At 66.3% G+C, this 12,813-nt stretch carries 16 protein-coding genes; 8 read left to right on the plus strand and 8 right to left on the minus strand.

Translation table 11 applies throughout. From position 1 onward, the window contains the following. The first annotated feature begins 196 nt into the window (after nt 1–196). The 3 genes from VZC37_RS20745 to VZC37_RS20755 all read left to right on the plus strand — a co-directional run bounded on the left by VZC37_RS20745 (nt 197) and on the right by VZC37_RS20755 (nt 2,399). A complete protein-coding gene (locus tag VZC37_RS20745; protein ID WP_330435303.1) occupies nt 197–724 on the plus strand; it encodes a hypothetical protein in 528 nt (175 codons plus the stop codon). 32 nt (nt 725–756) lie between these two features. Further along, complete coding sequence (locus VZC37_RS20750) at nt 757–1,416, plus strand: HhH-GPD-type base excision DNA repair protein (RefSeq protein WP_431309464.1); 660 nt, start codon at nt 757–759, stop codon at nt 1,414–1,416. A 68-nt stretch (nt 1,417–1,484) separates the two neighbouring features. Beyond that, a complete protein-coding gene (locus VZC37_RS20755) occupies nt 1,485–2,399 on the plus strand; it encodes a hypothetical protein (RefSeq protein ID WP_330435305.1) in 915 nt (304 codons plus the stop codon). On the opposite strand, the gene VZC37_RS20760 is transcribed toward VZC37_RS20755, so the two are convergent. From VZC37_RS20760 to VZC37_RS20790, 7 genes are read right to left on the minus strand one after another with little or no spacing between them, the layout of a single operon-like run. After that, on the minus strand, nt 2,369–3,700 hold the full coding sequence (locus VZC37_RS20760; protein ID WP_330435308.1) for a WS/DGAT domain-containing protein: 1,332 nt from the start codon (nt 3,698–3,700) through the stop codon (nt 2,369–2,371). The two genes, VZC37_RS20755 and VZC37_RS20760, sit on opposite strands and share 31 nt — an antisense overlap. A 44-nt stretch (nt 3,701–3,744) precedes the next feature. Continuing rightward, on the minus strand, nt 3,745–4,302 hold the full coding sequence (locus VZC37_RS20765) for a hypothetical protein (protein ID WP_330435310.1): 558 nt from the start codon (nt 4,300–4,302) through the stop codon (nt 3,745–3,747). Nucleotides 4,303–4,305: 3 nt separating this feature from the next. After that, nucleotides 4,306–4,929: an Asp23/Gls24 family envelope stress response protein gene (locus tag VZC37_RS20770; RefSeq protein WP_330435312.1), complete on the minus strand. Its 624-nt coding sequence runs from the start codon at nt 4,927–4,929 to the stop codon at nt 4,306–4,308. Then, a complete protein-coding gene (locus tag VZC37_RS20775) occupies nt 4,926–5,417 on the minus strand; it encodes an Asp23/Gls24 family envelope stress response protein (RefSeq protein WP_330435315.1) in 492 nt (163 codons plus the stop codon). The genes VZC37_RS20770 and VZC37_RS20775 overlap by 4 nt, the downstream gene beginning before the upstream one ends. After that, the gene (locus VZC37_RS20780; protein WP_431309465.1) at nt 5,410–5,610 is read right to left on the minus strand and encodes a DUF2273 domain-containing protein; all 201 of its coding nucleotides are present in this window, start codon (nt 5,608–5,610) and stop codon (nt 5,410–5,412) included. Before VZC37_RS20780 ends, VZC37_RS20775 begins: the two co-directional genes overlap by 8 nt. Beyond that, entirely contained in the window at nt 5,607–5,933 is a 327-nt protein-coding gene (locus tag VZC37_RS20785; protein WP_330435317.1) for an Asp23/Gls24 family envelope stress response protein, read from the minus strand. The genes VZC37_RS20780 and VZC37_RS20785 overlap by 4 nt, the downstream gene beginning before the upstream one ends. Further along, nucleotides 5,930–6,427, minus strand: coding sequence for an Asp23/Gls24 family envelope stress response protein (locus tag VZC37_RS20790; RefSeq protein WP_330435319.1), 498 nt, complete (start codon nt 6,425–6,427; stop codon nt 5,930–5,932). The genes VZC37_RS20785 and VZC37_RS20790 overlap by 4 nt, the downstream gene beginning before the upstream one ends. 150 nt (nt 6,428–6,577) lie before the next feature. Between VZC37_RS20790 and VZC37_RS20795 the strand changes: the two genes are divergently transcribed. From VZC37_RS20795 to VZC37_RS20810, 4 genes are all read left to right on the plus strand, one after another. Then, the gene (locus VZC37_RS20795; RefSeq protein WP_330435320.1) at nt 6,578–7,231 is read left to right on the plus strand and encodes an RNA polymerase sigma factor; all 654 of its coding nucleotides are present in this window, start codon (nt 6,578–6,580) and stop codon (nt 7,229–7,231) included. After that, a complete protein-coding gene (locus VZC37_RS20800) occupies nt 7,228–7,695 on the plus strand; it encodes a hypothetical protein (protein ID WP_330435321.1) in 468 nt (155 codons plus the stop codon). Before VZC37_RS20795 ends, VZC37_RS20800 begins: the two co-directional genes overlap by 4 nt. A gap of 4 nt (nt 7,696–7,699) precedes the next feature. Further along, a complete protein-coding gene (locus tag VZC37_RS20805; protein WP_330435322.1) occupies nt 7,700–8,053 on the plus strand; it encodes a hypothetical protein in 354 nt (117 codons plus the stop codon). Between the two features lie 154 nt (nt 8,054–8,207). Then, a complete protein-coding gene (locus tag VZC37_RS20810) occupies nt 8,208–9,458 on the plus strand; it encodes an HNH endonuclease (RefSeq protein ID WP_330435324.1) in 1,251 nt (416 codons plus the stop codon). 214 nt (nt 9,459–9,672) lie between these two features. On the opposite strand, the gene VZC37_RS20815 is transcribed toward VZC37_RS20810, so the two are convergent. Further along, on the minus strand, nt 9,673–10,191 hold the full coding sequence (locus VZC37_RS20815; protein ID WP_330435326.1) for a hypothetical protein: 519 nt from the start codon (nt 10,189–10,191) through the stop codon (nt 9,673–9,675). Between the two features lie 130 nt (nt 10,192–10,321). Between VZC37_RS20815 and VZC37_RS20820 the strand changes: the two genes are divergently transcribed. Continuing rightward, nucleotides 10,322–12,709: an acetyl-CoA acetyltransferase gene (locus tag VZC37_RS20820; protein ID WP_330435328.1), complete on the plus strand. Its 2,388-nt coding sequence runs from the start codon at nt 10,322–10,324 to the stop codon at nt 12,707–12,709. The last annotated feature ends 104 nt before the right edge of the window (nt 12,710–12,813 follow it).

Genomic DNA, 12,813 nt, shown 5'->3' on the forward strand with positions numbered 1-12,813 from the left:
TCCGCTCGACTCGTGGAACCGTCGTTGAATACCCAAGATGCTTGCGTGACCGCTAATAGCTCGTCGAAGCAATATTTCCACCGGCCGCCCAAGCGTTCATTACGAGTCGGCGAGACGTTGGGTCCCGCCACCACCGACGAGCTGATAGTCAGAGCAAATCGCACGCCGAGGCGACCGCAAGTATGGTCCATGTTCTATGACACCGGTATGGGTTCCTCTGGTCGTCGCCGCACTCGGTTTTGTGTCCACAGTGGCAGGCATCGTAGTGACCCAGATGCTCGCACACCGCAGAGAAAGCGCCTCGTGGGCCAGGGAAACGCAGCGAGAGCAGGAGCGCTGGGAAAGGGAGGATCAACGGTTGACGTTCGAGCAGCGCCGGATCGTCTACGTCGACTTCTACGAGGCACTCCGCAGGATGACGCTACTGGCGTACAACCACGGCATGGACCTCGGTGACAGCACTGCCGCTGAACTCCCGTGGGATTGGCAGACCGAGGCCGCCGAAGCGTGTCGACGACTTGAGGTCTATGCGTCTCCCGAGGTTTCAGCTGCCGCTCTCGAGGCGTACAAAAATGCATGGAGCTGGGGTCATGGAACGCTGCGCGGCCGGGACGACAGCCAGTTCTACGCCGCTCAAGAGTTGGTTGATCAGGCACAAATCGACCTCCTGCAAGCCATCCGCGCAGACCTGCATGTGACTGGGACGCCCGAGAGCTACTTCTGACGACGAGCGCGGAGAATCCGTAAGCTGATCGCATGAACGCGAACCTTCGCATAGCCCAGGATCCCGAGGCTGACGAACTGATCTCGCGAGATCCGTTTGCGCTGCTCACCGGAATGCTGCTGGATCAACAGATCCGGCTCGAAGTTGCATTTCAGGGGCCTAAGAAAATCTACGACCGCATGAACGCTGGTGGTTTACAACGTGTTGACACCTCTCAGCAGTTCCCGATGGAGCGTGCCTTCGCCGGTCCGGCCAAGATCCGCGACCGGTTCGGGAGCATGGACCCCGAGGCCATCGCGGACGCCGATCCGGAGGCGTTTGCCGACCTGTGCGCGACGCCGCCGGCGATCCACCGCTACGGGCGGTCGATGGCCGGACGGGTGCAGACCCTGGCGCGGGTCGTCGTCGACGAGTACGGCGGTGACACCGAGCGGATCTGGACCGAGGCGGCTTCGGGGGCCGACCTGTTCGACCGGATCCGGGCACTGCCGGGCTTCGGCGACCAGAAGGCGAAGATCTTCACCGCACTCCTCGCCAAGCAGCTCGGCGTCAAGCCGTCCGGATGGACCAAGGTGGTGGGCGACTACGGCAAGGCCGGCTTCCGCTCGGTCGCGGACGTGACGGACCCGGTGTCACTACAGAAGGTCCGGGATTTCAAGAAGGCGGCCAAGGCCGCAGCCAAGAAGAGCTGAGCGAGCCGATATCGACAGATGCGGACAGGGACTCCCGCGAGATCCTGCCATCGCCTAATGTCATGGTCATGGATGAGGCCACCGGTGGTTCCCGAAGTGTCGTCGAGGTGCCGTTTCGGCTCGGCTTCGCCGTCACCGGCGTGGTCCTCACCGCAGCCGAATCGGCGGTGTCCATCGCCCGGCTCACCGCCAACAGTGTCCAGCACGAGGTCAATTCCGCGTTGGGACTGTCCGGAGACGAACTCGGGAACGCCCGCACACCCATCGCCCTGCTGAACCAACTCGCCGAACTGCTCGGGCCGGATCGTCCGTTCGGCCGGATCCTCGCCGCCGGCGGTCCGTTGGAACGACTGTTGAACCCGGATGGGGTGATCGACCGTTTGACCGCACCCGACGGCCTGCTCGAGAAACTGACGGCGAAGGGTGGCCTCCTCGATCAGATGACCGAGGAGGGTGGGATCCTGGTGCGGCTCACCGCGAAAGACGGTCCGCTGGACCGACTGACGCGTCCCGGCGGGGTGGTCGACCAGTTCACCGAGAACGAGGGCATCCTCGAACGGCTGACATCGCAGGGCGGGATCGTCGACAAGCTGACCGCCCCCGACGGCGTGATGGAGAAGGTGACCGCCGACGGCGGGGTTCTCGACCGGATGGCGGCCGACGGAGGTCTGCTCGATCAGCTCGTCGGCGAGGACGGCGCAGTCGAACGCGCGATCGCGCCGGGTGGACCGTTGGACCGGATCACCGAACTGACCGAGGTGATCGGTCAGCTGGCGCCGAATCTGCTCGCCATGCAGGACACCGTTCACGAACTGTCGGAAACGGTGGAGCTGCTCAACCAGACGGTCGCTCCGTTGGGCGGACTTGCCGACCGGTTGCCCAAGCGACTGACCCGCGGAGCTCGCGGTGGCTCGTCGAATCCGTCGATCACCGACGGGTCCGAGCGCAACGGCTACTCTCGCGGCGACGAATCCGACTCCTGATCGATGGCACGGACTGCCTCGATCCCATCCCGGAGGTACCCGAGGTAGGCGTCGACATCCGGCAGGATGCGCGGGCTCGTGGTGAGCGAGATCGCCACGGTGTCGCCGATTCCGTGGACGCCGTGTGTGAGCCCCTGAGCGGGCGACAGGGCGGGGAATCCGCTCGTGAACAGGACTCGGCCGCCGCCCAGGCGAAGGTCGGCGTTCCCGCGGTTCACCGACGACACCACCGTCACACCCGTGACCCGATCGGGTCGAGCGCTGATATCGAATTGTTGTGTGCCCCAATGGGTCAGGATCGCCGGGACGGCGTCGTCGGCCCTGCGTTGCGCCGTTCGTGCGGGTTCATCGTCGAGCGCACGAGCACACACGATCTCGTCGGCGATCGCCCTGGATCGTTGTGCAAGATCGTCGACCTCGACGTGGAGATCGATCCCGGCGTTGCGAAAATTGTTGCGAGAGGTCGATGGCCGGCTGCGCCCGATGGTCAGCTCGGCGCCGGCGGACGCGCCACGGAGGTCGAGGTACCGCTCGAGGGCGACCGAGATCGCGGTCAACGCGCCGACTGTCACGGTCGCGCACGACTCGAAGGTGTTGCGGTCGACGACGAGGACCCGCAGGGTCCGGTCGGGTCCCGGCGGATTGTTCAGCGCTGTCGTCGGGTAGCCGGGCGCTCGCGTCGGCGGCCGATCACGGACCGTACGATATGCGCGCGCCCCCAGCCAGAACATCCGCCCGACGCGAATCGGAAGAGCCACAACGCCCGTCGCGGCGACACCGGCGGCTACCGCTCTGGACGGGAGCCGGGAGGCCATGGGCGAACGACGGCCGGGCGGAGGCTCCTGCGGGTCGAACAATTGCCGTGCGATCTCCGAGCTGCGGCGGCCGTCTCCCAGTGCGTGGCAGACCTGTAGCACCGCGACGACGCCCCGGCCACGCGGAGAATCGGGTACGGGCCCGAACAGGTGGATACGCCAGGCATGTCGGGCCGGTTGCAGTTGATCGGCCATCACCATCCCGAGTTTCACCAGGCATTCCGGCCAGGACAGCACGTCGTGGTGGACGACGATCTGCTCGTCGTCGGCGGAATCCTCCACCCATATCGGGCGGTCGAGGGAGCCAGGGATGTCGAGGACCCGAAGGTTCAGGTCCGGGATCGTCGCCGCGCGTCGGCGGAGTCCGTCAGCGAGGTCTCCGAGCGGAACATCCTGGTACTCAAAGGCATACAGCAGGAACTGATCACTGGGTATCACCTTCGACATCCAGTACGTCCGCGCGTCCGCGGGCCCCATGCGCTCCATGGTCGAACGGTAGCGCATGCGGGTCCGGCGATGAGACGTCGCGCTCAGTTGTTCCGAGGCTCCAGATGAACGAATGCCTGCACATGGATCTGCGCGCCGTCCAATGCCTCCCGAACAGCGTCGACCGCCTCACCCACAATCGAGGCCAGGTCGTCGTAGGTGTGCGTCGCCTGGGCCGTCACCGTGAGCCGGATGATCTTTCGCCCGCGGTCGTCGGTGGCCTTGGCATCGACAGCGTCGATCGCGGGGTTCCGCTCCAGATCGGAGCCGACCGCGGTCGCGATCAACTTGGGCGAGACCGAGATCGTGCCGGTGTGGTCGCTGCCGTCGAGCACCAGATCATCCACCTTGCCCGGTCGGATCGTGCCGGCGACCAGTCGCCAACCCCACAGCGCAGCGACGACCAGTACTCCACCGACCAGCACCGGCCACCAGTCGGTGTCCGCCATCCTTGCCGCCCACCCCTGGTCGATCCGTTCGATCCACCCGTGCACCGGATCGACGTCGATGCGCCACAGAATGGCGCCGAGACCGACGCCGACCAGCAGGACGCCGACCAGGCCGACGGTGAGCCGGTGCCATGCCGCAGGTCTCCTGTTCATGCCCTAACCCCTCCTCTGAACCCCTCCGTGTCGACCCACGATCTCGACTTTCGACCGCAGCGGCACATCGACTTTCGACAGCACATCCTCGACCGCCTCATCGACCGCAGCGCGGTCCACCGGACCGTGCGCCTTGACCGACACCTTCGCTCGTCGTCTGCCCACCACGGTCGTCGCGTCCGCCACGCCGGGCAGCGCGCACACAACTGCGCTACAGCTGCGCGCGACATCGACACGACGCGTCCAGAGGACCTCGTGTTCGGCAATGGACAGGTGGGTACGACGGCGGGGACGGACGGCGAGCCACAGCAGGCCGACTCCGACGGAGATCATCGCTATCGCCATCGGCCACATCCAGTCCCACCAACGGATGTCGGCGATCCAGTCTGCTGCCGCGTGCAACCAGCCTGGTCCGGTGAGCCAGCCGGCCTCCACGAGTAGATCGCGCGCCGCAACCACGCCGAGCGCAAGAAGCGACGCAGCGATGACCGCCCCCATCACGGCAGCGGCGGGATTCGCTGCGGGCGCGAACACCTTGCCACCGTGCGTGTCTGCGGTGCGGTCCGCCGTGGATCTGTCGTCCTCGTCGTCGGGTACGGGTATCACCGGGGAACTCGGTGTGGTCACTGCACTTCCTCCCGTTCGTCGAGCGATGCTCGCGTGCGCGCAGGTGTGTCCTGCCCACTGTCCGGGGACGGCACCGTCGGAGGCAGGTCGGTGTAGCCACGCCGAGAGTTCTTGGCGGCCAACTCCGCTTCGGTGAGCACTGCGGCCACGCTGACGTCGACACGTGCAGGCCGCTGTCCGGTCAGTTGCTCGAGGTCGCGGGTCACCACACGCCGGACTTCCAGGCAGACATCGGTGAGCCGGCACGGCCATCGAACGGCGATGGTCATCTGCACCTTCGGCGCCGGCGATGACATGTCCACCGAGGCGTGCGGATGATCACCGCCGACAAGCGCCCTCCCTGGGGTCGAGCCGGACAGGATCGACCCGATGGCGGTCTGGTGGCGTACGACGTCGGGCACGCCGAGAGCCGCGCGAACGGCGGTCTTCTCACCGACCCGGTCGGCGATGGTCAGGTCGCCCACCGGGTCGGCTGCCGAATCAACCACGGTTGCGGCTCCGTACCACTGCGCGCACATCGATGACTCCGTCGAGCTGAAGACCGGCGAGAACGCCAACTGTCCCGAGTAGCACTGCCACAACGAATCCACCGAGTCCCCCGGTCGTCGCAGCCAGGGCCAGCATCAGACCAGCGAACAAACCGATCACCGCGAACTCGCGCACTGCCTTGTCCTCTCTCATCGCTGCGCACCGCCCGTCGCTCCCACCTGATCGGAACCGACCGTGACGTCTTCGATGATGACGATCACCGGAGCACCGGTCAGGTCACGAACGACGTCGCGCACCGATATCGCGACATCGTGTAGATCGCGAGTCATGTCCACGATGATGTGCACCTCCGCCGATTCGTCCGACAGCACGACACCGTTGACCCGACCGCCCGGAAGGTATGTGGCGATCTCGCCGAACACCCCGCCGTAGAGGCCGGTGACACCCGGCACCGCGACGACCGCCTCGGCGACATCCCCGGCGGTCGGCGGCACCACTCGATCGGCCTGACTCACTGGACCCTCGGCGTCTCGTCGGTGCCCTCGTCCTCATCGCCGAAATGTATGTCGTGAACCGTGACGTTCACCTCGGTCACCTCGAGTCCGGTCATTTGCTCGATGGCCGTGACGACGTTGCGCCGGATGGCAGCAGCCAATTGATGAATCGCCACGCCGTAGTCCGCGACGATGGAGACATCCACCGCGGCCTGCCGTTCCCCGACCTCGACGGTGATGCCCTGAGTAGTGCTCGTCGTCGTCCCGGGCAACACCTCACGAACCCGTCCGACCACACGCTCGGCAGCACCACCGACATCCTGGACGCCGTCGATCTCCCGGGTGGCAATACCCGCGATCTTCGCCACGACGATGTCCGAGATCGACGTCTTGCCCCGGTCGCCGGCCGGATCCTTCTTGACCAAGCTGGTGCTGGTGGCCGTGCCGGCGGCAGATGAGGGTGACTTCTCCCGATCGATGGTGTCGGTGGTGGTGCGACCGGTCGTCTCGGACATGCGAACTCCTTCGTTCCTCCTGGGCATCTGTTTGGCCCGTGTATAGAGTCAGTCGCAGTGGAAACGGAAAGTGCACGCACGACTTCTTGTGGTGCCGGTCACACCAATGGTTCGCGTATCGAACCCGAGACCGGCACAGACGGTCTTGCGGTGCGCATCCCCGACGTCGCATCGCTGGACCTGTCGAACTTGTCCGACGACGAATTGGCGGGTGCGGCTGCCGTCGGCGATCGCGAGGCATTCGGGATCCTTGTCGCGCGCGTCTCACCAGGTCTCCTGCGTTACCTCAAACGGATGGTTCCGGACGCGCAGACCGCCGAGGACCTCGCACAGGAGACGCTGCTCCACGCGTGGAAGAACCTGCCGGATTTCGGTTTCCGGAGTTCGTTTCGAACCTGGATGTTCGCCATCGCGCATCGCCGGACCGTCGACTATCGGCGCAGACATCGCGAGCTTCCCACCGATGACGAACGTTTCGCCGAGCTCGCGGATCCGTCGCCGATGCCCGCCGACATCGTCGAGCATTCCTCTCTCGTCGATGCCCTTCGACTCGAGTTGGGAAACCTGCCCGCGACATCACGTGCCGCGTGGTGGCTGCGCGAATCGGAGGGCATGTCGCACGCGGAGATCGCCGGCATCCTGCAGATCACGACGGGATCGGTCCGCGGACATCTCCAGCGCAGCAGACGCTACCTGTCGATCCGGCTCGCACCCTGGCGTCCAGGCGGCCCGCCCGATACAGCTACCGGACCACCCGCGCCGGCCCTCACCACCGACGACATCCGGAAAGGAGCGCAACCGTGAACGACATCTTCGTCGACGACGGGCACTCCGACGAGACAGACGCCTGGCTGGTGGACGCGAGCCGACAGCTCGACGAACCCGAAGGGGACGTCAGCCGCCTGATCGATGCGATCTCGACCAACCTCGACCGGGCGCGACGGCCTGCGCGTGCAGTCGCGACCGATCTCCCAGATGTGTGGGTGAGTGACCGAATCATCAAGCAGTTACTGTCTATTCGCATTCGGTCGACCATCGGCAGGCTCGTCGTGTTCGTGGCTGTCGACGGTGACGAGGATGTCGTTACGGGTCTGCGGATCGGCCTGATCGCCCACTACCGAGACGATCTCCGCGCATTGTCCGACGACGTGCGTGACGTCGCCGCCAAGGTACTGACCGCGACCATCGGCACCGATGCCGCGGCCCAGGCGCGGACATCGGTCACCGTCCGGTGGCAGGACGTCTACACGCGCGATTGGCTTCGGTGAAGCAGTGGCCGATCACAGCGGACGACAGTCCGAACGCGGCGTTCCACGGGCCGACGTCTCCCGATTCGCCAGGAGGCTGCTCATCGAAGCCGTCGAGGGATGCGGGATCAGACATTGGGCGCGAATCGACAGCTGGGACGGTGTGGGATGCGCGCGCATCACCGACCTCGGTGGCGAGACATTCGAGCTGAACGTGGAGAACCTGTCGTCCGCGCTCGTCGTTCACCTCGATGACAACACGCTCCGGCACCCACTGGATGTCGACAGCTATCTCGCCGACGAGATCGTCCAGACGATGCTGTTCGGTGTCGTCATCTACCGCAGCGAGATCAGGCGGCGTCCGGCGCTGCAGTCGTGACCGGCCGGCGGCCTCGAACCCCGGATGGGGCCTGTGTGATTTCTGTTCACTGCAGTCCACCACAGTCTACCACTGTTCACTGAAGGTGCTGGATGTGTTTGCACCACTTCACAATTCACCTTGATTCGAACATGTGTTCGTATACTCTGGAGGCATGAGAACTTCGGGGGATCTCACCACCATCAGCGATCTACTACGCGACCTATGTGTCGATGACCTGTCGGGTCATGACGCGTTCGAGGCGATGCAGCTCATGCTCATCGTCCGCAACCTCGTCGACCACCACGCCGCCCGCCTCGCCGGCATGCTGGAACGGCTGGGCGTGGCCCGCGACCACGGCCGCAGCACCCGCGAACTGCTCATCGTGATGGGCTTCGCACCATCGGTCGCCCAACGGCTCCTGCGTATCGCCGGATCGCTGGAGGCGTTACCGACCCTGGACGCCCACGCCGCCGACGGCGCCATCTCCGCCGAACACGTCGACGCCATCGCCCGCGGAGTCAGCCACATCGCCGGCAGATCAGCGGAACCGATCGACGACACGCTGCGTCTAAACCACGTGACCGATCTTCTCGGACAGTACTTCTCCGGCGCCACCCCCGCCGACATCGACAAACGTGCCCGCACCCTGGGCAACCAACTCGCCGACGACACCGACGGCCTGCCCGCCGCCGAAGACCGCACCCTCAACGAACTCGCCACCCACACCGACGACGACGGCCGCCTGCACCTCACCGCCGACCTCGACGTCGAAGTCGGCGAAAAACTCACCGCCGCCCTCGAAGCACTCAGCAAGCCACGACCCGAACCCGACGGCCGCACCGACCTGCGCACCACCGCGCGGCGCCACGCCGACGCGCTGGACACCCTGCTCGACATCGCCGCCCGCATCGACACCGCAGGAGTCGCCTCCACACCCAAAACCCAAGTCCTACTCACCGTTCCCGCCGACACACCCGACCAGTCCAGCCTGCAGTTCATGGGATCGATCACCGACGCCACCCTGCGCCGCCTCTCGTGTGACAGCAGCATCACCACCATGATCGTCGACGGCGAACGCGTCCCCCTCGACATCGGCCGCGAACAGCGCCTGTTCCCCGCCCACCTGCGCCGGGCCCTGCACGTACGCGATCAGGGCTGCATCAAATGCGGGGCCCCCGCCACCCGGGCCCACGCCCACCACATCATCCACTGGGCCGACGGCGGCGAAACATCCTTGCAGAACGGGTGTTTGCTCTGTCCGGCCTGTCACGCCGACGTGCACCACAACGGCTGGGACGTGATCATCGGCGCCGACCACCACCCCTGGCTCATCCCACCCGCCACCGTCGACCCGCAACGGCGACCGTTGCCCGCCCACAACCGACGAACACTGAACCTCGACAACCTGCCCAGCGCAGCCTGACCCTCACGCTCTGAACACCCCGACCTCGCACCCGACCTCGTCGGGACCGCATCTGTACCTTGACAACTCCACAGAGTGAAACACCCACGCCACCAACCGGTGTCGCGTACCCGACGGCCGCCACCCCGACCTCACCAGGTCGGCGCGGTGCGCGGTACGCGACACCGCCGGCGGGGGCAACGTCGGCGCCATGGCGTGACCCGTGTACGCCCCGTCAGTCGATCGTGGGACCGGCGTCTCGGACCTCGTCCACCCGCCGCATGGCGTCGCGAAGCTCGTCTAACCACGAATCCGTGTGCTGACCAACGAGTTTCACACACCACGCCAATGCGTCGGACCGGCTGCGCGCTACCCCGGCCGAGACCAGGGTGTCGAGAACCTGGCGCTGCGGTTGGCGGAGCCTCGTCATCACCGGCACCGCGAGATGCGTGAACAATTGAGAGGAGTCACCGCACCGCACACCCCACGCGACCTTTCGATCGAAGCGGTGTTCGGCTTCGCGGGCGATCTCGATCCGCTGATCACGTGTCGATTCGCGGAACCGCGAGATGCGACCCTCCTCGGCCTGTCGGGTCGCCGTCGCATCGGCGTCGCCCTCGACGTCCGGCGGTGCGATCGTGCCGACGATGGTGATCTCCTCACGATCCACCCGGACCTCTGGCGGCTCCGTGAACAGGCCATCGGGAAGTCGTCCCGCGAGCCACCCGGTCACGCATGTTTGAGTCTCGGACATCGCTCCTCCTCGTCCGGATGATTACTTGTAATCAGAGTATTCCGGTAATCGCGTGCAGTCCAGCGCCGAGGCGGAGCATGTTCCGGGGTCGCGCGGCGGAGCGATCACCTCAGGTGGATTAATGGAACCCATGTCGACATCTGTTCCCACCGAAGCCCTTGACCCGTCCACGCCTGTCATCGTGGGGGTCGGTCAAGCCTCGGAACGCCTGAGCGACTCCGGCTACCAGGGACTGTGCGAGGCGGACCTTGCTGCTCGGGCCGTAGAGTCGGCCATGGCCGACACCGGTGCACGCGTGCCGTCCGTAGCCGCCGAGATCGACACAGTCGTCGGGGTTCGCACATTCGAGGAATCGAGTCCGCTGTCGTCGTCGCCGTTGGGCCGCCCGGACAACATGCCGCGCGCGGTGTCGAAGCGGATCGGCATGGATCCACGCCGAGCCGTGCTGGGGGTCACCGGCGGCCAGAGTCCGCAGAGCCTGATGACCGAGTTCGCGGGAGAGATCGACGCCGGACGATGCTCGGCGGCAGTCGTGTTCGGCGCCGAGGTCATGTCGACCGTTCGACATCTGGTGTCGACCGTTTCCGACGACGAACGACCCGATTTCACCGAAGAGGTCGGCGGCCAGATCGACGATCGCGGCTATGCGATCGCCGGGCTCACCTCCCACCAGGAGGCCAAGCACGGCTTTCTGTCGCCGATGATGCAGTACGCGGTGCTGGAGAACGCGCGGCGGCACCGGCTCGGCGAATCCCGCGGGCGATACGCCCGGAACATGGGTGAGCTCTTTGCGCCCATGTCCCGCATCGCCGCGGGAAATCCGCACTCCGCCGCACCCGTGGCGCGAAGTGCGGAGGAACTCGTGACCGTGGACGAGAGCAACCGGGTGGTCGCGGACCCGTACACCCGGTTGATCGTTGCGCGCGATCAGGTGAACCAGGCAGCGGCCGTCGTGATCATGTCGGTGGGCATGGCACGCGAACTCGGCATCGATCCGTCCCGGTGGGTGTTCCTTCACGGCCATGCCGACACCAGGGAGCGCACCCTCATGCAGCGCCCGGACCTGAGCACGGGTCCGGCGGCCGCAGCTGCGGTCCAGCACGCCCTCGAAGTCGCGGAGGTCGACCTCGACGAGGTCGAGCACCTGGACATCTACAGTTGCTTCCCGATCGCGGTGGCGAACGTGATCGACCCTCTCGGGCTCGGCGGCGATGACCGCCGCGGTCTGACCCTGACCGGCGGCCTGCCGTTCTTCGGTGGGCCGGGCAACAACTACTCGATGCACGCGATCGCCGAGGCCGTCGACCGTTGCCGCAGCACACCGGACTCGTATGCCCTCGTCGTCGCCAACGGGGGTGTGCTCAGCAAGACCTCGGCCGGGGTCTACAGCACACGACCGACGCCGTGGGTGACCGACGACTCGGCCGGAGTGCAAGAACTCCTCGATTCCGTTCCGGCGGTACAGACACGCGACTACGCCGACGGCCCGGCGACACTCGAGTCCTTCACCGTCATCCCGGGACGGGACGGGAAGCGCACGGGCATCGTGATCGGCCGTCTCGGCGACGACGCGCGATTCATCGCCAACGTCCACGCCGACGACGACCCGATGTTCGACCTGCTCGCCACGGATCACGCGATCGGCAGCAGAATTTACGTGCGTTCCTCGGCCCGCGGCAACCGGGTGTTCACCGACCGGGCAGCGATGCTGCGTCGCCATCCGCCGAGTTCGCCGTCGTTCCGGACGTCGTATGAACACGTCGAGATCCGCCGCGACGGTCACCTCCTCGAGGTGACGATCAATCGTCCCGCCGCCCGAAACGCCTTGCATCCGGCGGCCAACGCCGAGCTCGACGAGGTATTCGATGCATACTTCGCCGACTCCGATCTCTGGGTCGCGATCCTGACCGGAGCGGGCGACGTCGCATTCTCCGCGGGCAACGATCTGTCGCAGACCGCAGGTACCGGACTGGAGGTGCCGAAGAACGGATTCGCCGGTCTCACGTCGCGCCGGCACCTGCCGAAGCCGGTCATCGCAGCCGTGAACGGCTACGCCCTCGGCGGTGGCTGCGAGATCGCGTTGGCGTGCCACATCATCGTCGCCGACGAGCGCGCCACGTTCGGTCTGCCCGAGGTCAAGGTCGGGCTCGCGGCGCTGGCGGGCGGACTCGTCCGTCTGCCGGCCGCGGTCGGCGGCGCGCTGGCGCGCGACATGATCCTCACCGGGCGCCGCCTCGACGCCGCCGAGGCGCTCGGCGCCGGACTGATCAGCCGGATCGCTCCCGCGGGCGAAGTCATGAACCTGGCTCGCGACGTCGCCGCCGAAGTGCTCGCCGCATCGCCGACATCTGTGCGGGAGTCGCTGCGCGCCATGGAGACCGCGCGTGCCATCCCGGACGAGATCGACGCGATCGACTCGACCGCGAACGTCGTGGACACCTTGCTGGTCAGCAAGGACACGATCGAGGGGATCACCGCCTTCGTGTCCAAACGTCCGCCGCGATGGACCGGCCGCTGACAGAGCGACCAGAAACGAACACGGCGACCCGAATCCACCGGGCGGAGGTTACGATTCGTCCCGACCATCGGCGCAGTCGGACGCCGCCACCCAGGACGACACGA

It is taken from the genome of Gordonia sesuvii, assembly GCF_036350415.1.
GTDB classification, from domain to species: domain Bacteria; phylum Actinomycetota; class Actinomycetes; order Mycobacteriales; family Mycobacteriaceae; genus Gordonia; species Gordonia sesuvii.